21 protein-coding genes are annotated in these 21,262 nt (G+C 66.2%); 4 read left to right on the forward strand and 17 right to left on the reverse strand.

Translation table 11 applies throughout. The features are described 5' to 3' along the window. Positions 1-624: 624 nt before the first annotated feature. The 7 genes from J2X98_RS02560 to J2X98_RS02590 form a co-directional block, all read right to left on the reverse strand. Positions 625-1,440: an IclR family transcriptional regulator gene (locus J2X98_RS02560; RefSeq protein WP_141945614.1), complete on the reverse strand. Its 816-nt coding sequence runs from the start codon at positions 1,438-1,440 to the stop codon at positions 625-627. An 81-nt stretch (positions 1,441-1,521) separates the two neighbouring features. After that, the gene (gene uraH / locus J2X98_RS02565; RefSeq protein WP_307303962.1) at positions 1,522-1,860 is read right to left on the reverse strand and encodes a hydroxyisourate hydrolase; all 339 of its coding nucleotides are present in this window, start codon (positions 1,858-1,860) and stop codon (positions 1,522-1,524) included. After that, on the reverse strand, positions 1,857-2,354 hold the full coding sequence (gene uraD, locus J2X98_RS02570) for a 2-oxo-4-hydroxy-4-carboxy-5-ureidoimidazoline decarboxylase (protein ID WP_141945618.1): 498 nt from the start codon (positions 2,352-2,354) through the stop codon (positions 1,857-1,859). Before uraD ends, uraH begins: the two co-directional genes overlap by 4 nt. A 160-nt stretch (positions 2,355-2,514) precedes the next feature. Further along, positions 2,515-2,952 carry an ATP-binding protein gene (locus J2X98_RS02575; protein ID WP_307303966.1) on the reverse strand — a complete coding sequence of 146 codons (438 nt, stop codon included), beginning with the start codon at positions 2,950-2,952 and terminating at the stop codon, positions 2,515-2,517. Then, complete coding sequence (locus tag J2X98_RS02580; protein ID WP_141945622.1) at positions 2,945-3,277, reverse strand: STAS domain-containing protein; 333 nt, start codon at positions 3,275-3,277, stop codon at positions 2,945-2,947. The genes J2X98_RS02575 and J2X98_RS02580 overlap by 8 nt, the downstream gene beginning before the upstream one ends. Beyond that, complete coding sequence (locus J2X98_RS02585) at positions 3,277-5,235, reverse strand: glycosyltransferase family 2 protein (RefSeq protein WP_307303968.1); 1,959 nt, start codon at positions 5,233-5,235, stop codon at positions 3,277-3,279. Before J2X98_RS02585 ends, J2X98_RS02580 begins: the two co-directional genes overlap by 1 nt. Beyond that, entirely contained in the window at positions 5,232-6,344 is a 1,113-nt protein-coding gene (locus J2X98_RS02590; protein ID WP_307303969.1) for a PP2C family protein-serine/threonine phosphatase, read from the reverse strand. The genes J2X98_RS02585 and J2X98_RS02590 overlap by 4 nt, the downstream gene beginning before the upstream one ends. Positions 6,345-6,602: 258 nt before the next feature. Between J2X98_RS02590 and J2X98_RS02595 the strand changes: the two genes are divergently transcribed. Further along, complete coding sequence (locus tag J2X98_RS02595) at positions 6,603-6,884, forward strand: hypothetical protein (protein ID WP_307303971.1); 282 nt, start codon at positions 6,603-6,605, stop codon at positions 6,882-6,884. Positions 6,885-7,112: 228 nt separating this feature from the next. Here J2X98_RS02595 and J2X98_RS02600 read toward each other — a convergent pair whose 3' ends face one another. The 8 genes from J2X98_RS02600 to J2X98_RS02635 form a co-directional block, all read right to left on the reverse strand. Next, positions 7,113-7,505 carry a hypothetical protein gene (locus J2X98_RS02600; RefSeq protein WP_141945630.1) on the reverse strand — a complete coding sequence of 131 codons (393 nt, stop codon included), beginning with the start codon at positions 7,503-7,505 and terminating at the stop codon, positions 7,113-7,115. 158 nt (positions 7,506-7,663) lie between these two features. Then, positions 7,664-8,143 (reverse strand): thioredoxin-dependent thiol peroxidase, encoded by a 480-nt coding sequence (bcp, locus tag J2X98_RS02605; protein WP_141945632.1) that lies wholly within the window; start codon positions 8,141-8,143, stop codon positions 7,664-7,666. Positions 8,144-8,224: 81 nt separating this feature from the next. Further along, entirely contained in the window at positions 8,225-8,875 is a 651-nt protein-coding gene (locus J2X98_RS02610) for a winged helix-turn-helix domain-containing protein (protein ID WP_307303973.1), read from the reverse strand. Positions 8,876-8,883: 8 nt separating this feature from the next. Continuing rightward, on the reverse strand, positions 8,884-10,227 hold the full coding sequence (allB, locus tag J2X98_RS02615) for an allantoinase AllB (RefSeq protein ID WP_307303974.1): 1,344 nt from the start codon (positions 10,225-10,227) through the stop codon (positions 8,884-8,886). Further along, entirely contained in the window at positions 10,220-11,413 is a 1,194-nt protein-coding gene (locus tag J2X98_RS02620) for a glycerate kinase (RefSeq protein WP_307303975.1), read from the reverse strand. Before J2X98_RS02620 ends, allB begins: the two co-directional genes overlap by 8 nt. 2 nt (positions 11,414-11,415) lie before the next feature. Continuing rightward, entirely contained in the window at positions 11,416-13,206 is a 1,791-nt protein-coding gene (gcl, locus tag J2X98_RS02625; RefSeq protein ID WP_141945640.1) for a glyoxylate carboligase, read from the reverse strand. 130 nt (positions 13,207-13,336) lie between these two features. Continuing rightward, on the reverse strand, positions 13,337-14,215 hold the full coding sequence (locus tag J2X98_RS02630; protein WP_307303977.1) for a 2-hydroxy-3-oxopropionate reductase: 879 nt from the start codon (positions 14,213-14,215) through the stop codon (positions 13,337-13,339). Positions 14,216-14,265: 50 nt separating this feature from the next. Further along, positions 14,266-15,066, reverse strand: coding sequence for a hydroxypyruvate isomerase family protein (locus J2X98_RS02635; RefSeq protein WP_307303979.1), 801 nt, complete (start codon positions 15,064-15,066; stop codon positions 14,266-14,268). Positions 15,067-15,259: 193 nt separating this feature from the next. Here J2X98_RS02635 and J2X98_RS02640 point away from each other — a divergent pair, with 193 nt between their 5' ends. Both J2X98_RS02640 and J2X98_RS02645 read left to right on the forward strand, forming a co-directional pair. Further along, the gene (locus J2X98_RS02640; protein ID WP_307304205.1) at positions 15,260-16,147 is read left to right on the forward strand and encodes a hypothetical protein; all 888 of its coding nucleotides are present in this window, start codon (positions 15,260-15,262) and stop codon (positions 16,145-16,147) included. A gap of 107 nt (positions 16,148-16,254) precedes the next feature. Then, positions 16,255-17,298: a LacI family DNA-binding transcriptional regulator gene (locus tag J2X98_RS02645; RefSeq protein WP_307303981.1), complete on the forward strand. Its 1,044-nt coding sequence runs from the start codon at positions 16,255-16,257 to the stop codon at positions 17,296-17,298. 102 nt (positions 17,299-17,400) lie between these two features. Here J2X98_RS02645 and J2X98_RS02650 read toward each other — a convergent pair whose 3' ends face one another. Together J2X98_RS02650 and J2X98_RS02655 are read right to left on the reverse strand one after the other, a co-directional pair. Continuing rightward, positions 17,401-18,690, reverse strand: coding sequence for an MFS transporter (locus J2X98_RS02650; RefSeq protein ID WP_307303983.1), 1,290 nt, complete (start codon positions 18,688-18,690; stop codon positions 17,401-17,403). A 58-nt stretch (positions 18,691-18,748) separates the two neighbouring features. After that, entirely contained in the window at positions 18,749-19,963 is a 1,215-nt protein-coding gene (locus tag J2X98_RS02655; RefSeq protein WP_307303984.1) for a M20 metallopeptidase family protein, read from the reverse strand. 141 nt (positions 19,964-20,104) lie between these two features. Between J2X98_RS02655 and J2X98_RS02660 the strand changes: the two genes are divergently transcribed. Continuing rightward, complete coding sequence (locus J2X98_RS02660) at positions 20,105-21,124, forward strand: Lrp/AsnC family transcriptional regulator (RefSeq protein ID WP_307303986.1); 1,020 nt, start codon at positions 20,105-20,107, stop codon at positions 21,122-21,124. The last annotated feature ends 138 nt before the right edge of the window (positions 21,125-21,262 follow it).

Consider the following 21,262-nt stretch of genomic DNA (forward strand, 5'->3'; position numbering starts at 1 on the left):
TCGGGAGTCCGGGGTTGCACTGGTACCGACATTGGGGAGGTATTCGGGCCGTGCTGGTTCGTGGGGGGGTCGAGGGCCGGTAAGGCACGGCTCCTAAGTGCCTTACCTGCCATGGTGGCGAAGCGGGCGGGCTGCATGCCCGGTAAACGACGTTCTTTTTTCGGGGCTGGTCTGCCAGTGAGGTAGACGCAACGGACTTCGTATTACGCAACAGAGTGATTTATGCCACTCTTCTTGTCAAGGCTTTGCCCAGGAAGTCCCGATATTACGAGCCGGCCGATAACAACTCCGGACGGGTCTTGACACGGGCAGCATCCAGGCGCACGGTGTTGCATGAAGCGATTCATGTTGCGCGCAAAGCGACTTTGGAAGGGGCGTTGTGCGGACGCCAGGGCTCACGGAAGCCTCGCAGGCGGGTGTCTTTCAGCCGCCAAAGTCGCCCGCTCCCCGGATCCCAGCGGGCGGCTGACCATCCATCGGCGGTGGGCATTACTGCCTCATGGGCGCACCGCAAACCCGCAGGACTCCGATGCCTGCGAACGGTGCCGGCCTGGAACGGCCTCCAGGAGCTATGCCAGGGGTGGCTTCCTGGTTTCCCGGCACGCTCGACCGCCGGTTTCGCGTTTACCGCCGGTGGTAGCCCATATTGGCGCTGACCTTGAGCCCGGCCTCCTTGAGGGAATCGAGCAGTCCCGGAATCTTTTCCGGGTCGAACCGGAACGCCGGCCCCGAAATGCTGACGGAACCAATAACAGTGCCCTGGTGGTTATAGACGGGCACCGCCACGGCATTCAGGCCTATCTCGAACTCCTCGCGTACCACGGCGTACCCCTTGGCGGCCACCTCGAGCAGCTGTGCGTCCAGCTCCTTGCGGCTTGTGATGGTGCGGGCAGTGCGGGCAGCAAGGCCCGTTTCCTTCAGGATGCGGTCCCTCTCGTCAGCCTCGAGGGCAGCCAGGAGCACCTTGCCGCTGGAGGTTGCGTGCAGCGGAGTCAGGCTGCCCACCCAGTCGTAGGTGGCCAGCGTGGAGGGGCCCATGGCCTGGTCCACGTTGACGGCATAGTTGGAACGCAGGACGGCGAGATTGACCGTCTCCTTGAATTCCTCGGCCAGGCTTTCCAGCACCTGCCTTGCCTCGTGGACCAGGCTTAGCCGGCCGGGAATGGAGCTGGCGAGGCGCAGGATCCCAAAGCCGAGTTGGTACTTGCCGCGCTCACTGTTCTGGTGGACCATGTCACGGCTTACCAGCGAACCCATCAGCCGGGAGACCGTGGACTTGTGGATGCCCATCTCCTCGGCGATCTCACTGACACCGGCGTTGCCTTCCCTGGCCAAAATCTCCAGGACTGTCAGTGCACGCTCCACGGACTGGACCCCGCCGGACTGGCCGCCCTCGGCATCGGTGTCGGTATCGGATTCCGGTTCATTTTTTGAGGCCATACTTCCTGATCCTATGCCGGGAACTGTGACGCCCGTGACATTGGGGAGCGGGCGGCGATGTTCCAGTGCTCCTGAAGGGCGTTAGCTGCCCCGGTACGTGGAGTACGCGAACGGGCTCAGGAGCAGCGGTACATGGTAGTGCTCGGGCCCGGTCACTTCAAAAACCAGGTCAACTTCCGGGAAGAAGGTGACCGTCTCCAGGGCTGCATAGTACTTGCCCGTGGCGAAATTCAGTTTGTAGTGGCCCGGTTCGAGATGCTCCGGCCCCAGGTCCTTCGCGCGGCCGTCGGCGTCGGTACTGGACGCAGCCAGCTCACGCCAGGTGCCGCCGTCGTTCTTTGAAAGGACGACGGCGACCCCCGCCGCCGGGCGCCCCGCGCCGGTGTCGAGGATGTGTGTGGTGACGTGGGAAACGCTCATTCGCTGATCAGTCCTTCGAGCCGCAGTACGGCGATTTCGCGCAGCTGCTGCGCCACAATGGTGTCTTCTTCTTCAGGCGCGTTGCCGAGCCGCTGGTTCAGCGACTCCAGGATCTGCGGTGCGGTGCGTCCGGCTGCCCGGATCAGGAAGACCCGGCCGAACTTCTCCTCGTACTCCCGGTTGCCGCGCGCCAGGGCCTCCGCGACCCCGGTATCCGATGGATCGACCCCCGCCTGCTCGGAACGGGACATGGACGCCTCGGCGCTGGCCGCCGTCGGGCGTTCCCCGATCCTTGGGTGGTGTGCCATGGCGGCTTCAACCTCGGCGGGCGTGAAAGGATCCGCCGCCTGGGCGGCGAACTCCAGGAGCTCAGCGCGGCCGGCAAACGGACGTGCCCCTGCCACGGCCTCCACCCAGCGGGTGACGTCGATGCAGGGCCGGAGGGTGGCCTGGGCCGCGGCGGGGTCTGCTTTGTTGAATTCGGCAAGCTTCATGCTGGCGTAATCCTTGAGGTCATGCTGGCATCCATGGTGACGGCTATGCGGATGCCGGACGGGCCCGACGCCCGCGAGTGGAACACGGGCTTCCGCATCATGGAACTGTTATTTCAGCATACGTAATATTCAAGGACAGCTGGACAGCAGTGTCAAGCGGTTACGGGCTGGGCTGCTCCTGTGAGGAGCTCCGGGACAGAACCCAGGTGTTGGTCCCGTCCTGGCGTTCGAAGGTCACGGTGGTCACCAGGGCCTCGATCAGGGCCAGGCCGCGCCCGGACTCGGCGTCGTCAGCCGGGGTGGAGGCGTCCATGGGCCCGTACGGCGGCTTGGCGTAGTAGGCGCTGACGCGGGCCTGCAGCAGTGCCGGCTGCACGGTGGTCTCCACGCCCAGCTCAACCTCACGGTCACCGGCCGGCTCGGCATGTTGGACGATGTTTGACGCAGATTCGATCACCGCCGTGGTGAACGTCATCTGGTCCATGTCGTTGACGAATGGAACATCCAGCCACAGGCTGTCGAGGTCGTTGTGGACGGCTTCGATGGCGGCTTCGGCAGCTGGTCCCCGGAAGCTGCGCGCGGCAAGCACCTCAGTCATTGCTGAACGCCTCCTCGGCGGTGGGGTAGGCGGTGAGGACCTTGTCCATGCTGGTCAGCTTCAGGACCATGTTCACCTGTGGCTGCACGGCGGCGATGCGGAGGTCGCCCCCGGCCTGGCGCGCCGCCTTGAGGCAGCCGATCAGTGCGCCCAGCCCCGAGGAATCCATGAAAGCGGTGTTTTCCAGGTTCACCACGATCCGGTTGGACCCGCCGGCGATGACGTCGGTGACGAATTCACGGAGCTTGGGGGCGGAAACCATGTTCAGCCGCCCGTCCGCCTTGACCTCCGCGTACGAATCTTTGACCTCATAACTGAACTCCATCAGGATTCCTCTCTGTTTACAGGTTCTGCGGCCGGTTCGTACCCCTTATAGAGCACGGCGCGGACCAGGATGCTCATGACCACCAGGTCAAAGACCACCCAGGCGACGTTGACCAGGGTGCCCAGCGGTTCCGCCAGGCCCGTCACCAGGCGGATGATCCCGACGACGGCGGCGACGGCCAGGAGGATGGACACCACGATCTGGGGCCGGATCAGGCTCCAGCTGGGTCCGCCGCTTTGGCGCGCCTTGGGGGTGACCGCAAACCCGAGGGGACGGCCGAACCACACGTTGCGGGCCGCCGTCGTGCATGCCTTGATCCACGTGGGGAACAGGGCAAGGCTGTACTGCTGGCCGCGCCAGGTGGGAATGCCGCGGCCGGCCACCGCGAACAGGAGCTGGTTGACCACCATGAAGGGGATGAACCGGACGAAGAAGTCCCAGCTCAGGCTGCTGACCGGCAGGATGCCCAGCAGCAGGTAGATGATCGGGGCGGCGAAGTAGATGACGGCAGCGAACCCGCTCAGGTAGGTCCACATGGTGGCGAAGTACATCAGGCGCTGGCCCATCTTGAGGCCCTTCTGCACCAGCGGGTTTTCGCGCAGCAGCACCTGGATGGTGCCCTGGGCCCAGCGCAGTCGCTGCGTGAGCATGGTCTTCAGGTCCTCCGGCGCCAGGCCATAGGCCAGGATTTCGTGGTGGTAGACACTCTCCCAGCCCATCGCGTGCATGCGCATGGCGGTGGCCATGTCCTCCGTCACGGAAATGGTGGCCAGCGGCATCACCGGCTGGGCTTCATTACTGCGCTCCACGGTCAGCGCATCCAGGACCGCCTGGACGGATTCCAGCGCGCCCAGCGGCGACCAGTCCCGGGCGGACATGCGCCTGACGGCGTCGTCTGCCACCACAGGAACACCGGCCTCACCCACGTGCGCCAGTTCCATGGCCGCGATTTCCTCAAGGTCTGCCTGGAGGGCGGCGATGTCGGCCTCCACCAGGGTCTGGACGGCGGCGTCCACGCGGCGGCGGACCCGGTAGGTGACCTCGCTGAGGGGCCGGCCGGCGTCCACTTCCTCCTGGGCTTCGCGGGTGGCGGCCTCTACTTCGTCGAGCACCCCGGCCACCAGGGGCGACTCAACGTCGGCGGACTTCCTGGCCTGCTTGATGGCTGCCCGGGACGCGGCCAGCGCACGGCGGATGCTCTTCTCAGTTTCCTTGACGTAGCCCACCAGTCCCAGCTGCATCAGGGCCTCGCGGCGCAGGATGGCGTTGGAGCCGCAGAAGAAGGCGGCGTTCCAGCCGTCCTTGCCCTGCTGGATGGGGCCGTAGAACAGGGGGGCCTGGCTGCCGAGCGGATCGGAGGCGGGGACATTGCTGAAGTACTGGGGTGTCTGGACCAGGGCCACCCGGCGGTTGTTGAAGTAGCCCAGGGTCTTTTCCAGGATGTCCGGCTCCGGGATCTGGTCCGCGTCCAGGATCAGCAGGAACTCACCGTGGGTCACCATGAGGGCATTGTTGAGGTTGCCGGCCTTGGCGTGCCGCGGGAGGTCTTTGGTCCAGTCCCCGCTGCGCGTGACGTAGCCCAGGCCATGCTGCTCGCACAGGGCCTTGAGTTCGGGGCGTGCGCCGTCGTCCAAAATCCAGGTGCTGTGCGGGTGCCGGATCCGCTGGGCCGCCAGCGCGGTGGTCAGGACCATGTCCAGGTCCTCGTTGTACGTGGTGATGAAGACGTCCACGGTGGCGTCGTGCGGTGGCTGCGGAGCGCCTTTCCGGATCTTCAGCTTCCACACCGTCATGCCGAAAAGCATCACGTCGATGAGGCTGTACGTTTCAGCGACCACCAGGGGGAGGGCGATCCACCAGGCCTCCCAGTTGAGGGACGCCATCCAGCGCCACGCGATGTAGTTCAGGCCGGTCAGGACGGTCAGCACCACCACTACCTGGGTCCAGAACCGGGTCACGCGGCTAGCTCCATGGGGAGCCGGCGGACCACGACCACCGTGACGTCGTCTTCGGCCGTCTCCGCGGGCGCCAGGGCCAGGATGGCGTTGCTGGCTTCCTGGGCGGATCCTGCGTACTGGGTGGCCTGCCTGACGGCGTCCGTGAAGTCCTCCACGGACCCGAACACGTCCAGCACGCCGTCGCTGACCACCACCAGCGAATCGCCCGGGGCCAACGCAAGCTCCGACTGGGGCCACTGCGTCCCCGGCCAGGCGCCCACAGGCGGTCCGCCCGAGGGCAGACGGTCCGCAGGTCCCTCAGGCTGGACGTGCAGCGCAAGTCCATGGCCGGCGTCGACGTAACCCACCCTGCCGGACGCCGCGTCCAGCCGGGCGTGGAACAGGGTGACGAAGGAATTGGAGGAATCCAGGTCGCTGGCGATCGCCTTGCTGGCCGCCGCGAATCCGGCGTCCAGATCCTGCCGCAGGCCCGTGGAGCGCATGACGGCGCGGACTGTCGCGGCGATGAGCGCGGCGCCCATTCCCTTGCCCATGGCGTCGGCGAAGGTCAGGTGCAGCCCCTCGGGCGTCTGGTACCAGTCATAGAAGTCACCGCCCACGCTGCGGGAAGGGCGGAAGAGGCCGGCGACGTCGTAGCCGTCCACCCTGATGTCCTCCTTGGGCAGGAGGCTTTGCTGCACTTCCGTGGCGCGTTCAAGTTCTTTGCGGGCCGCGGAAGCCGCAGCGGGGGAGGGCCGGCGGCGGAACAGGGCATTGATGCGTGACTGCAGCTCCCTGGGGCTGAAGGGCTTGCTGATGTATTCGTCCGCACCGTTGTCCAGGCCGGTGAGCTTGTCCAGTTCGTCGGCCCGGGCGGTGAGCATCACGATGAACGCGTCTGAGAACTCGCGCAGGAGCTTGCAGACCTCCAGCCCGTCAAGGTCCGGCAGATTAAGGTCCAGGGTCACCAGGTCCGGCTTGATCCGGCGCACCTCCTCCACACCCGGCAGCCCGGCGCCGGCCTGGGTGACGTCGAAGCCCTGCTTCGCCAGGACACGGACCAGCAGTCCGCGAATGTCCGGGTCATCTTCGATGACCACCGCACGGCGGGATTCGGAGGGAGAGAGCATAGCTCTACTTCTACCGTATTAAGCCGCACACAGCATGTCGTAGGGTTCACAGATTCCGGTGACTTCGCTGACAGCCGGATACAGGCCTCCTGCGGCCCCAGGAGTGGCTCAGCAGATCTTGCGGCAATCTTGGCATCTGCTTGCCGGGACGTTGAGGTGGGGCAGCCACACTCGAGGGAAACGCAGCAGCTTCCCGGGCACAAGGTTCGACGACGAACCGCACGGAAGCTGGACGGCTTGCGGAAGGCGGGGAAGCCAATGGAACAAGTAAAAAAGAGGGGAGCGGACATGGCCAGGGCACTGCTTCGCCTCTACTTCCACTCACGAAAGGTAAGGGCGGCCGCCAGGGAGTTGGAACACGCCCTCGCGGAATCACGGGAAGTCTCCAGCTGGCCGGGAGACAGGCTTCCCGTAGGGGAGGAGATGTCCAGGCACGTGGAGAAACTGACGCGGCGGCTGAAGCTGGAGACCGAGGCGCACCACAGGCTCGAAGTCCTATTCAAGACTGCGGGTGGAGGGCATTCCATAGCGGCTCTGTAGGTGCCACACTTAGCAGCAATCGATTGGCTGGGGATAGTCAGGAGATTGCTGTGAGTTTGTTGCTGGGCTGGTCGTACCTGTTGGCGGGACTCATGACCATGGATGCGATGCTGCTTGCGTTGTGGGCCATGGAAGTCGATTGGGGCAAGTACTGGCGCCGCAAGTAGCGCTCCTTGAACCCAGGGTCAGCCCCCGGCCGGGACGCACCTCGATGGCAATGCCGCCATCCTAGTCTGCCGGGATCCGGCCGATGCTCCAGGCAGCAACCCGGCGGACATCAACCCTGGTTGCCTGCAGCGGCATCCTGGTTCCGCCCGAGAGAAGTACGGGTCCCAGGAAGTGGAGGTACCGTGGTCCGGCTTCAGTGCCGCCCCCACCCGCCGTCGGCTCCCAGGAATCGAGGACTCCGGCGATGGCCCAGCTGCCGATCCGCACCTGGTCGTTCTGCCGCTGCGTCCACGCCTGCTCCGACACCACCGACCCCGAGATGACGGCGCCGGCAACCACGACAGTCAGTTCCAGGGTTGCGTCGGGGCCTGTCCCAAAGACTGAGTCCAATACCAGCGCCAGGCGCGGGTCCGCCCCGTACTCCGGCGCTTCCTTGTCCATCCCGTCGTCCATAGCCGTCCCTTTCCTCATCATCGGTGGAGCTGAATGCCTGTTCAGCCCAGTTTCCACCGTATGCGCGGGTCGCGGCAGAGACCGCCGGTTAAACGCCGGACGCCCAAGCAGTATGTGCTGGGGCGTCCGGGGAATGCTGCAGGAAGTGATGGAGGGTTCTAGACTCCCAGGGCTTCCTTCAGGCGGGCAACGTGGCCGTCGGCCTGGACCTGGTACTGGGCCAGGGTGACGTTGCCTTGCGGGTCCACCACAACCGTGGAGCGGACAATTCCCTCGTGGATTTCGCCGTTGACCAGTTTCTCGCCCCAGGCGCCGTAGGCCAGGGCAACTGCGTGGTCGGGGTCGGAGAGCAGCGGGAAGGTCAGCGAGAAGTCGCCGCTGAAGCCGGCCAGGGCTTCCTGGGCGTCGGGGGAGATGCCGATAACCTCGTAGCCCTTGCCCTGCAGCGATGCAAGGCTGTCGCGGAAGTCGCAGGCCTCGGTGGTGCAGCCGGGGGTGGCGGCCTTGGGGTAGAAGTACACGATGACGTTCTTGCCACGGTAATCGGCCAGAGAGGTCTCGCGGCCCTGGGCGTCCCGGAGGGTGAACTCAGGAGCCGGGGTGCCGGGCTGAAGCTTGGTGGTCAGGGTGGGGCTCATGGCGTTCCTTTGTAAGACTCGGTCAGTGATGGCCAAACATCCAGTGAAGCGGGTCACCGCTTACTGTTTCAAACCAGCGCGTCATATGCAGTATTCCGCAGGACCCCGAACGGCCGCGTGCGGGCCCGGAACGAACTGGTACCCGCCGCCGCGGACGGTGGCCACGGCATGGCGGGCAGTGCCCAGTTTCTTGCGGATCCTGCCCACATAAACGTCGATGGAGCGTGCGGTGGCGCCGGGAAAATCCAGTGATTCCAGGAACTCCTGCAGTTCCTCGCGGCCCACCGTGCGGGACAGGTGTGTCACCAGGTACCGCAGCACCTTGTACTCGACGCCGGTCAGGGCCACCGGTTTGCCGTCCAGCAGGACGGCATCGGCGGCGAGGTCCACGGCGACCCGGCTGACGGGGCCCGCCGACGGCGGCAGGCGGGTGCCGCCGTCGGCCTTTGGAAGTGCCGGGCCGGTTGCCTCCGCCGCGGAGGAAGCGCGGGAGGAGTCATCTTTTGCTTCCTCCGCGGCGGACGTGGGGGCTCCGGCGGCAGGCCAATGGACTTCCGCCTCCGGAGCAGTCTGGAGGGCCCTGGCAAGGACCATTTGGGCGGCGTGGCGCAGGACTTCGGGACTGGTTCCTTCGGCCGGAACCACCCAGACGGCCAGGCCATGCGCGGTGGCGCGCCTCGGCGGAACCCGGTGCGGAACAGTGGTCCGGGGATGGTGGGCTTCCACTGCCATGGCGGACCTTATACGCCGCCGCGGCGGATCAGCCTGCCCGTTGGGGTCTGGCCGTCCACTACGGCGCCGCGGAGGAAGGTCTTGCGCACCACACCGGACAGGGCCTTGCCGTCGTACGGGGTGATGGGGTTCTTGTGCTTGAGCTTGGAGACGTCCACCACGAAGGCCTCGTCCGGGGCGAAGACGGCGAAGTCGGCGTCATAGCCCAGGGCCAGTTGGCCCTTGTTGCCGAGCCGGGCCAGGTTGGCGGGCTTTTCGGCCATCCAGGACACCACCTGTTCCAGCGGGATGCCGCGCTGCCGCGCCTCGGTCCAGATCAGGGACAGGCCCAGCTGCAGCGAGGACACACCGCCCCAGGCGACGGCGAAGTCGCCGTTCTCCAGGTCCTTCAGGTCCAGGGTGGAAGGGGAGTGGTCCGAGACGATGCAGTCGATGGTGCCGTCCTGCAGGCCCTGCCACAGCAGCTCGCGGTTGGAGGCTTCGCGGATGGGCGGGCAGCACTTGTACGCGGTGGCGCCGTCCGGGATTTCCTCCGCCATGAGCGTGAGGTAGTGCGGGCAGGTCTCCACGGTGAGCTTCACGCCGTCGCGCTTCGCCGAAGCAATCATGGGCAGCGCGTCCGACGACGACAGGTGCAGGATGTGCGCACGCGCACCGGTCCAGCGGGCCCGCTCGATGACCTCGGCGATGGCCTTGTTCTCGGCGCCGCGGGGGCGGGAAGCCAGGAACGTGGAGTAGTGGTCGCCGCCCGGGTGCGGCGCACGGTCGATCGCGTGCGAGTCCTCGGCGTGGACGATCATGAGCGAGTCGAAGGACTTCAGCTCGGCCATGTCCTCTTCCATCTCATCCGCGTCCAGGTGCGGGAATTCATCCACGCCGGAGTGCAGGAGGAAGCACTTGAAGCCGAAGACGCCCTCGTCGTGCAGGGGGCGGAGGTCGGCCTTGTTGCCGGGGATGGCACCGCCCCAGAATCCGACGTCGATGAACGCCTGGTCCTCGGCCACCTCGCGCTTGAGCTTCAGGTTTTCAACGGTGGTGGTGGGCGGAACGGAGTTCAGCGGCATGTCGATAATGGTGGTCACGCCGCCTGCTGCTGCAGCGCGGGTGGCGGACGCGAAGCCCTCCCACTCGGTTCGGCCGGGCTCGTTGACGTGGACGTGGGTGTCCACCAGGCCGGGAAGCAGGGTCTCATCGTCGGCAAGTTCGATCACTTCGGTGCCGGCCAGGCCGTTGCCCAGCGGCTCGATGGCCACGATCCTGCCGTTGCGCACCCCCACCTCGCGGGGGGCGAGGCCGGCAGTGGTCAGGATGCGCCGGCCCCGGATGACGAGGTCAAAACGTTCTTCAGACACGGAGGTCCTCCTTGGTACTTGCGGCGGCAGGCCTGTTGGCCGCCAGTCCCGCACTCATTTGGGTGCCCAGCTGCTCGAGGAGCGGCCCTGCCTCTGCTATGCACCTGTTTACATCGGTTTCGAGCGCCGTCAAAGCATGGATGTCCTCGAATCCTGCTGCGGCCGCCTGCTCCGGATCAAGGGTGGTCCGTCCGCAGACAGCGACGACCGGGACACCCTGGGCCGCCGCTGCGCGGGCAACGCCCATGGGCGTCTTGCCCAGGAGGCTTTGTTCGTCGAGGCTGCCTTCGCCGGTGATCACCAGGTCGGCGCCGGCCAGGCGGTCCGCCAGCCCCGTGAATTCGAGGACGACGTCGATGCCCGGCCGGCGCGTTGCGGCCAGCACGGCGATGGCGGCGTAGCCCACGCCGCCGGCTGCCCCGGCTCCAGGTGCTTCCGCGGCCTTGACCGCGCGAAATCCGATTTCCCTGGCCAGGACTTCGACAAACCTGGCCAGGGCGGCGTCGAGCATGCCGACGTCTTGTTGTGTGGCGCCCTTTTGCGGACCGAACACGGCTGCGGCGCCCTGTGCGCCCAGCAGCGGGTTGTCCACGTCGGACGCCAGCACAAAGCGGGTGTCCACCAGGCGGGGCTCGAAATCGGTGAAGTCGATGCTGTGCAGGTTTGCCAGCGCAGCCCCGCCCGGGGGAAGTTCGTTGTTTCTGCTGTCCAGGAACCTGGCGCCGAGCGCCTGAAGGAGCCCCGCGCCGCCGTCGGTATTGGCACTGCCGCCCACGCCGAGCACGATCCGCCGGCAGCCGGCGTCGAGGGCTGCCCGGATGAGCTGGCCGGTGCCAAGGCTGGTGGCCGCGGAGGCGTCCGCCGATACGGGACGGCCTCCCTTCCGGACATTCGGGACTAAGGCGAGCCCGGACGCGGTGGCCATTTCGATGACGGCCTCGTGTCCACGGACGGCATAGTCCGCTTCCACCGGTTGTCCGGTGGGGCCTGTGACCGTTGCCGTCCGGCGGATGAATCCGGAGCCGACGGCGGCGTCGAGGGTGCCCTCGCCGCCGTCGGCCACCGGAATCCGGACCACGTCAAGGTTGCCGCCCGCGCCGCGCTGCAGGCCTTTTTCCAGATGGCTGCACACCTCCGGGGCGGACAGCGATCCCTTGAACTTGTCCGGGGCGATCACGATGCGCATGATTAGGCCTGCAGTGCCAGGATGGCGGTTGGGGCGTCGGCTGCGGTCTCGGCCAGTTCCTCGAACTCGTTCACGGCGTTGATTTCCACGCCCATGGAGATGTTGGTGACCTTTTCCAGGATCACTTCCACCACCACGGGAACCTGGAACTCACCCATCAGGGCCTTGGCCTTGTCGAAGGCGGCAGCGAGGTCGCTGGGATCCTCCACGCGGACGGCCTTGCAGCCCAGGCCCTCGGCCACCTTCAGGTGGTCAACACCGTAGCCGCGGGTGTCTTCGGACAGGTGCGCGCTGTTGATGTTCTCGAACGCCAGGGACACGTTCTGCTCCATGTTGAACCCGCGCTGGGACTGGCGGATCAGGCCCAGGTAGGAATTGTTCACCACCACGTGGATGTACGGGAGGTTGAACTGCGCGCCCACGGCCAGTTCTTCGATCATGAACTGGAAGTCGTAATCGCCGGAGAGAGCCACCACGGTCTGGTCCGGGTTGGAACGGGCGACGCCGAGCGCGGCCGGGGCGGTCCAGCCCAGCGGTCCTGCCTGGCCGGCGTTGATCCACTTGCGCGGGCCGAAGACGTGCAGCATCTGGGCGCCGGCGATCTGCGACAGGCCGATGGTGGAGACGTAGGTAGTGTCGCGGCCGAAGGACTTGTTCATTTCCTCGTACACGCGCTGCGGCTTGATGGGGATGTTCTCGAAGTGCGTCTTGCGGTGCAGGGAGGCCTTGCGGTCCTGGCACTCGGCAACCCAGGCGCTGTAGTCCGGCAGGGACCCGGCCGCCTTGCGCTCTTTGGCGAGCTCAACCAGCCCTGCCAGCGCTGCGCCGGCGTCGGACGCAATGCCCAGGTCCGGGGAGAACACGCGGCCGATCTGCGTGGGTTCGATGTCGATGTGCACGAACTTGCGGCCGGCTGTGTAGGTCTCCAGGCCGCCGGTGTGGCGGTTGGCCCAGCGGTTGCCGATGCCGATCACGAAGTCGCTCTGCAGGTAGTTCTCGTTGCCGTAGCGGTGCGAGGTCTGCAGCCCCACCATGCCGGCCATCAGCTGGTGGTCGTCCGGGATGGTGCCCCAGCCCATCAGGGTGGGGATGACCGGAACGTTGAGGGTCTCGGCCAGTTCCACCAGCTGCGCGGAGGCGCCGGCGTTGATGATGCCGCCGCCGGCCACGATCAGCGGGTGCTTTGCAGCCAGGAGCATGTCCAGGGCCTTCTCCAGCTGCTTGCGGGAGGCCTTGGGCTTTTCGACGGGCAGCGGCTCGTACGCGTCGATGTCGAATTCGATTTCCGCCATCTGCACGTCGATGGGCAGGTCCAGCAGCACGGGGCCGGGGCGGCCGGAGCGCATCAGCTGGAAGGCCTTCTGGAAGGCGCCGGGGACCTGGCCGGGCTCCAGGATGGTCATGGCCATCTTGGTCACGGGGGCGGCGATGGACTCGATGTCCACGGCCTGGAAGTCTTCCTTGTGCAGCTTGGCCACGGGGGCCTGCCCGGTGATGCAGAGCATGGGGATGGAGTCTGCCCAGGCGGCGTAGAGCCCGGTGATCATGTCGGTGCCGGCTGGGCCGGAGGTACCGATGCAGATGCCGATGTTGCCGTCCTTGGCGCGGCTGAAACCGTCGGCCATGTGGCTGGCACCTTCAACGTGGCGGGCCAGGGTGTGGCGGATGCCGCCGTGGGCGCGCATTGCGGAGTAGAAGGGGTTGATCGCGGCGCCTGGCAGGCCGAACGCCTCGATGGCGCCTTCCTTTTCCAGGATGGCCACCGCTGCATCAACGGTACGCATCTTGCTCATGGGGTGCTCCTTGAAAGCTTGAAAGTCTGTTTTTGGGTGTGCTGGGGGAACCGCCGTCGTAACTCACGACGGCGGGCTCCCTGCTAGGTGCTTGTTTCCGCGCTTTTTGTCCCGGCTGCGCCGGCAGTGGTTACTTCCTGCCGCTGAGCTGGAGGACCTGCTTGAAGAGTCCGGAGTGGTCCAGGCCGCCGTCGCCCTGGTTGACGGTGGCGGCGACCAGCTGGGCGACGACGGCGCCGAGCGGGATGGCGACGTTGGCTTCGCGGGCGGCGGAGGTGACGATGCCGAGGTCCTTGTGGTGCAGGGCGAGGCGGAAGCCGGGGTCGAAGTTGCGGTCCAGCATCTTCTGGCCCTTCTGGTCCAAGACCTTGGAGCCGGCAAGGCCGCCGCCGAGGACCTTGAGGGCGGCGTCGGTGTCCACGCCGTAGGCCTCGAGGAAGGCGATGGCTTCGCCGAGGACCTCAATGTTGACCGCGACGATCAGCTGGTTGGCTGCCTTGACGGTCTGGCCGGAGCCCGAGGGGCCGACGTGGACGATGGTCTTGCCCACTGCGTTCAGGACGTCCTGGGCGTCGTCGAAGTCTGCCTTATCGCCGCCCACCATGATGGAGAGGACGGCGTCGATGGCGCCCTGTTCGCCGCCGGAAACCGGGGCGTCGAGGGGGCGGATGCCGGCTTCGCGGGCTTCTCCTGCGAGGCGGACCGCGACGTCCGGGCGGATGCTGGAAGCGTCGATCCACAGGGCGCCCTGCCTGGCGTTGGCGAAGACGCCGTCCTTGCCGCTGACGACCCCTTCAACGTCGGGGGAGTCCGGCACCATGGTGATGACGACGTCGGCGTCCTTGACGGCGTCAGCGATGCTGGCGGCGCCCTTGCCCCCTTCGGAGACCAGCTTGTCGATCTTGTCCTGGCTGCGGTTGAAACCGGTGACGGTGTGGCCGGCCTTGACCAGGTTGATGGCCATGGGCAGGCCCATGATTCCGAGTCCGATGACTGCAACGTTGCTCATGATGGTTCTCTTTCTGAAGTCTGTATGGTCTTGCCGGTGTACGGCGGTGGTCAGCGTGCGGAGTGCTCGCGGATCGCCCAGCTGAAGGCCGTCTCCTGCGGTTCCTTGTACTCCAGACCGATGTAGCCTTCGTAGCCAAGTTCGCGGCTGCGGGCGATCCATTCGCCGAGCGGCAGGGTGCCGGTGCCGGGGGCGCCACGGCCGGGGTTGTCGGCGATCTGGATGTGGCCGAAGTCCTTGGCATGGTTTTCGATGACGGATTCGACGTCGTCGCCGTTGACGGCCAGGTGGTAGAAATCGGCGAGGAGCTTGACGTTCTCGACGCCGGCCTCCGCCTTGACGCGGGCGATGACCTTCAGTGCGTCGTCGGCAGTGAGGAGTGGGTACCTGGGTGCGCCGCTGACGGGTTCGAGGAGGACGGTGCCACCAATGCGGGCAACGCCTTCGGCTGCTGCCGCCAGGTTCTTGACGGCCAGCTCATCCTGCTCTGCCGGGGCGAATTCATCCTGCCGGTTGCCGTAGAGGGCATTGAAGGCCTTGCAGCCCAGGCGCTCGCCGATGCCGGCCACGACGTCGATGTTGTCCTTGAACTCCGAGCACCGGCCCTTCCAGGAAACCAGGCCGCGGTCGCCGCCGGGCATGTTGCCCGCGTTGAAGTTCAGCCCGGTGAGCTGGACCCCGGCGTCCTTGATGGCGTTCTCGAACTTGGTGACCTCGCTGTCCGCCGGGACGGAGGTCTCGAAGGGCCACCAGAACTCGACGGCGTCGAAGCCGGCGGCCTTGGCGGCGGCGGGGCGCTCGAGCAGGGGAAGCTCCGTGAGGAGGATGGAGCAGTTCACTGTGTACGTCATCGTAGGTCCTTCCGGGGGAGGGGCTTTGATCTATCTTCCGTTGCTTCCGGCATCCTTACCGTTTCCGCTTTGTGGAATTTAGATTCTGCTTTATGAAAAGTGTAGGGAAAATGGGGTGGGGTAGTCAAGGGGAGCCGCGGGCATGAGACTGGTATGGAGTAAGCCCGCTCTACTGGAATGGATGGGAGCGATCATGGCCGGCGCCCGCCTGCGTCTTCTGGTCTGGCTGATGGCCTTGGCGGCAATCCTTGCCGGCTGTACCCAAGGGGCGGGCCTCCCGCAGTCTGTGACCGCTCCAGCACAGGATGCTGCCACGGCTGTCCCGGCCTCCTCCACGCCCGGGGCAAACCCCGCCGGGGATGGCACCGCGCCTGCACCTTTACCGACGTCCGTCCCAACGGCAGCTTCGGCCCCCGCGCCGGCCGCCGCCCCCGCGCCCTCTCCGTCACTGGCTCCGGCACCCACTCCCGCGCCGGCGCCGCAGCCGTTCGCCCTGGACCTCTACCGGGAAGGCGACTTCGTTCCCCAGTACACCTTCGACTGGTGTGTCGCCGCGAGCATCCAGATGGCCCACAACCTTATCGACGCAACCGGGGGTGGAACGTGGGCGGACCGGGCCCAGCAGAATGAACTGTGGGAGATGGCCCGTGCCCGCTCGTCCGATTCGTTCAACGGCGCGAACCCCTTCGGCTGGGCGCAGGTGCTGACCGAAGCCGGGATGGGACCATACCGCGTGGTGAGCATTCCAGGCTATGAGGAAGCGCTGCGCACCGCGGCAAGCGCGCTGACGGTTACAGGGCGGCCGGTGGGGCTGGTCATGTGGAGTGGGCGGCACGCGTGGGTGATGAGCGGATTCGAGTCCTCTGGTGACCCCCGCCAGTTTCCCGCGTTTTCGGTGACCGGCATCCGCGTCCTGGATCCGCTGTACCCCTACGGCAGCGGCCAGTGGGGGCCTTCGCCCGCACCCAACGCCCTGCTCACCCCGGAACAGTTGGCCACGCAGTTCGTGGTCCGCGAGCCGCGCCGCTGGAGCAGTGCCCTGCCGGCCGGGTACCTGCTGGTACTGCCGGTCGGCGCCTGATCAGGTTCCTTGCCGCTGCCCCTGGGCCATTGCAGGCGGAGCACCGGCAGCGAGTAGCCTACTGGTAACCCAAGGGGCATCGCCGACCATGAGGAATTTGTACACAGATGGGTAACAAGAACGTCGGCATCAAGGACGTGGCAGCAGCGGCCGGTGTCTCGGTGACGACTGTGTCGCACGTACTTAATGATGTGTCCTACGCCAGGGTGAGCGCGGAAACGCGCAACAAGGTACGGTCCGCCGCGGAGCAGCTGGGGTACGGCCCAAACCGGCTGGCCCAGGCCCTTCGTACCCAGCGGACAGGCATGCTGGGCCTGGTCAGCGAGGATATCGCCACCACGCCGCACGCGGGCCGCATCATCCTGGGTGCCGACGAGGCCGCCAAAGCCCGCGGCTACAACCTCATGATTATCAACACCTCCGGCTCCGCCAGCCTTGAATCCCGGCAGGCAGACGTCGCGGCCCTCCTGGACCGCCGCGTGGACGGAATCCTCTACGCCACGATGGACCACCGGAACGTGGAACTGCCGGACAACCTGGGGAACGTGCCCTCCGTCCTGGTCGACTCCGTGGCCGCAGGCGGCAACATCACGGCCGTCATTCCGGATGAGGAAGGTGGCGCCCGGGCGGCTGTTCGCGCGCTCCTCGATGCGGGCCACACCCGGGTGGGCTTCATCAACAACACCGTCGATGTACCGTCGACACGCCAGCGGCTCCGGGCTTTCCGTGCGACCCTCACGGAAGCAGGGCTCGACGGCGATGCCGCACCTGTCGAGACGGAAACCGCCGGCGTGCCGGGTGGCTACGAGGCAGCCCGCCGTATGCTGGCCCGGGAGCGCCGGCCCACGGGCCTCTTCTGCTATAACGACGAGATGGCCATGGGCGCATACCGCGCTGCCGCTGAGCTGGGCCTTGCCATTCCCGCAGACCTGTCGATTGTCGGTTTTGATGATCAGGAACTGATTGCCGCCAACCTCCATCCCGGCCTCACCACCGTGGCGCTTCCCCATTACGGGATGGGTGCGTGGGCCGCCGAACAACTCATTAACGGCATCGAGGGCAAAGTGGACCTTTCGCGGACCGCACTTTCCCCCACTATTCTGGGCTGCCCGGTGGTGACCCGGGACTCCGTGGCGGCACCGCGGCACTAAGCGGCGCTCAAAGACAGGCACTGCCCAGCAGCGGCCAAACTCCAGCACCGGCAAAAGGTCCCCGGCTAACACGCGCCGGGGACCTTTTTGAAAGGGCTGGGCCTAGTGGGTCAGGTCCTTGCCCCTGGTTTCAGGGATGGTGAACACGAATGCCGCGCTGATCACCAGCAGCAGCACCGCGTACACGTTGAACACCTGCGGCGCCCCCAGCGAAGAGCCCAGCCACTGCTGCAGGTAAGGAGCCGTGCCGCCGAACACTGCCACGCAGATGGAGTAGGGAACGCCTACTCCCACGGTGCGGATGGACGTGGGGAACAGTTCGGCATACACGGCCGGAACAATGGCGGCGCTCGCGGCGACGAGGACCAGCATGACGGACATGCTTACCGCCAGCTGCCAGGCCGAATCCTTAAGCAGCCAGGTCATGGGGAAGTGCAGCACCGCGGAACCGATTGCTCCGGCCCAGAGAACCTTCTTGCGGCCAATGCGATCGGAGAGCTTGCCCCAGACCGGGAGGGCCGCGATGAAGACAATGTTGGCGACCACGCCTGCCCACAGGGCCTCGCCGCGGTCGATCTTCAGGGCGGTGGTGGCGTAGCTCGGTGCCACTACGCCCCAGATGTAGTAGATGACGGTGAGGCCAACGGTCAGCCCGATGACCTGGAGAGCCTGCTTGCGGTAGCGGACAATCTGCGGCCAGATCGGGGCGCGCTTTGCGGTGGCGGCCTCGCCCTGGAAGGCTTCGGTTTCGTGCAGCCGCGAACGCATGATCAGCGCGTACAGGCCCATGGCGGCACCGATCAGGAACGGCACGCGCCAGCCCCAGGCGTTCATCGCCTCGGTGCTCAGGGCCATATTGAGCACGGCGCCCAGGAGGGTACCGAACAGGATTCCCACGGTTCCGGACGTGTAGATGAGGGTGGCCCAGAAGCCGCGATGCTCCCGCGGGGCCATTTCGGACAGGTACGTTTGCGACGACGGCAGCTCACCGCCGTGCGCCAGGCCCTGGACCAAGCGGGCCGCCAGCAGCATCAGCGAAGCGAAGGCTCCGACGCTGGTGAAGGTGGGGGCAACGCCGATCATCAGGCTGCCCAGCGAGGCGAGGCCAACGGCGAGGGTCATGGAGGACTTGCGGCCAATGCGGTCACCAATCCATCCGAAGAGAAAGCCGCCGAAGGGCCGCGCGACGAATCCAACGGCGAAGATCGCCAGGGTGGACAGCACGGCCGACGCCGGGTCCTCCTTGCTGAACAGCTGGCTGGCGATGAATGGGGTGAAGGTGGCGTAGATGGCCCAGTCGTACCATTCGACGGCGTTGCCGATGCCGGTGCCAACGATGGTCTTGGCGGTGGACATGCGTCCAGTCTGGGGCTTGCTTACTGCAACTGACATGGTCTTCTTCCTGGTCGGTTGGGTCTGGGGGGTCGGCAGCGGCGCTGCTGCCGGTTGTTCAGAAGGCTTTGGCGAGTGTGGCCAGCCGCGAGATGGCGAGTTCCGCATAGAGCGCGGCCCCGTCAGCCAGCACGGCGTCGTCGAAGGTTGCGTACGGTGAGTGGTTGAACGGCGAGGCGTCGTGGTCGCCGTCCGGGGCAACGGCGCTGAGCCCGATGAAAGTTCCGGGCACCTCGTCCAGCACCCGGGAAAAGTCCTCCGAACCGCTCAGCGGGGTGGCCCAGCGTGAAAGGCGGCGCTCGCCAAAGAGCTCAGTGATCACCTTTTCGGCCGTGTGGGTTTCGTCCTCGTTGGTGATGGTGAGCGGGTACTCCTGCAGGTAGTCGACGGCGACTTCCAGCCCGTGCGCTGCCGCGATCCCCTTGAGCAGGCGCGGTACGGTGTCCATCATCTTCAGCCGCGACGCGTCCGAGAACGTCCTGATGGTGGCCTCGATCCGGGCGGTTTCGGGGATGACATTGCGTTTGGTCCCGGCGTGAAGCACGCCGACGGACAAGACCACCGGATCGAACATGTTGAACTGGCGGGTGACCATCACCTGAAGTGCCGTCACCATCTCCGCGGCCACCGTGACGGGATCCTTCGCCGAGTGCGGGGCGGAGCCGTGGCCGCCGGCGCCGAGCACTGTGACCTCCAGCCCGTCAGAGGCGCTGAGCATGACGCCGGGCTTGGTGCAAAAGGTGCCGTGCGGTTCCAGTGACGAAAACACATGCATGCCGTAGGCCGCGCTGACCCGGGCGCCGGCGGCGTCGAGGACGCCTTCACGGAGCATGTAGCTGGCGCCGTCGTACCCTTCCTCGCCGGGCTGGAACATGAGGACGACGTCGCCCTGAAGCTGGTGCCGCTTCTCCGCCAGGAGCGTGGCGGCTCCGGCGAGCATGGAGGTGTGCAGGTCGTGGCCGCAGGCGTGCATGGCTCCGTCGGCCCGGGAGGTGAAAGCCACCCCGGTTTTCTCCTGCACGGGCAGTCCGTCCATGTCCGCCCGGAGGAGGACGGCCGGGCTCTGTCCGCCGGCATTCCCACCCCGAAGGACTGCCGTGACGGAGGTCGTTTCCTTGCCCAGCGTGATCTCGTAGGGCAGGCCGTCCAGCGCCTCAAGGACCCGCTCCTGCGTCCGGGGGAGGTGGAGGCCTATTTCCGGCTGCCGATGCAGGTCGTGGCGGAGGCGGACCAGGTCTTCCTGCAGGTCCTTGGCGTCGTCGGTAATGGGCACGTGGCTACTCCTTGGAATTAGGCATCAGGGGCTTGGGGACTATTCTGAAGTGGCGTGGTTCACATCCCCCGAAAGCGCTGGAATTATCCACCAGGCACGGGGTGTGAGCAGGATTCGCGCAGCGGGAGGAAATGGTGGCAGATGGAGCTCAGTGAGGAGGACCTGGCGCTCATCCAGGTCCTGCAGGCGTGGCCGAGGCTTGGCTGGTCTGATGCGGCGAAGGTGCTCGACGTGCATGCCACCACGCTGGCCGCACGCTGGGAGAGGCTGACCTCAAGCGGGGCCGCATGGGTGACGGCGCATCTGGCAGGCGACCCCAAACAGATGCTCCTCGCCTTTGTGGCCGTGGACTGCGAGATGCACCGGCGGGACAGTGTCACGGCGGAGCTTGCGGCTGTTCCGGAGATCGTTACCGTGGAAGAGGCGGCCAGCAACCGGGATCTGATGCTGACCGTGATCACGCGCTCGCTGGAGGAGTTCAGCGAGAAGATCATCTCCCGGCTCAAAACCGTGGAGGGGCTGACCAAATACCAGGTGGCCCTGTGCACCCGGCTGCACAGCAGCGGCGACGACTGGCGGCTGAACGTCCTGAGCCGCTCCCAGTTGGCAACGCTCCGGACGCTTGCATCCCCCGCGGGCCCGGAGTCCGCCCAGGCGACCCAGCTCCCGGAGAGCCACCTTGACCTGCTGCCGTTCCTGGCCCGTGACGGCAGGGCCACGGCCGCGGACATTGCCCGCTCCCTTGGCCGGCATCCTGCCACCGTCCAGCGCCAGCTGAACCGGGTGCTGGCCAGCGGCATCCTGTCGTTCCGCTGCGAGATTGCCCAACGCTACTCGTCGTTCCCCGTGACGTGCCAGTGGTTCGTCAATGTCCCGGCGGGCCAGCATGAGGCGGCAGCCGCCGAAATCCGCACCATCAGCAATGTCCGCCTCAGCGCCTCCACCACCGGACCCACAAACTTCGTGATCATCATGTGGCTTCATACGCTGGCCGATGTTATGTCCGCCGAACTGGCGCTGCAGCAGAAGGTCCCTGGCATAGAGATCGTTGAAAGCGCGGTGATGCTGCGGACGGTCAAGCGGGTGGGCTGGATGCTTAAGCAAGATACGACGGCGAGTGGCGCCGTCGTGCACGCCGGAAGCCTGGGCGCCGCAGACTGACGAGGCCGGGCGGCGCAGATGCTTCTCGGCGCCAGCTTAATACTTCCGCATTACGGATTTATCTTTCCGGAAACATGGGTTTTCTAGTTTGGGACGACCATCGGCGTCCATTGCGCCGCCTCCCGAAGCAGTTCCCGC

The organism is Pseudarthrobacter enclensis, assembly GCF_030811655.1.
Classification (GTDB): domain Bacteria; phylum Actinomycetota; class Actinomycetes; order Actinomycetales; family Micrococcaceae; genus Arthrobacter; species Arthrobacter enclensis_A.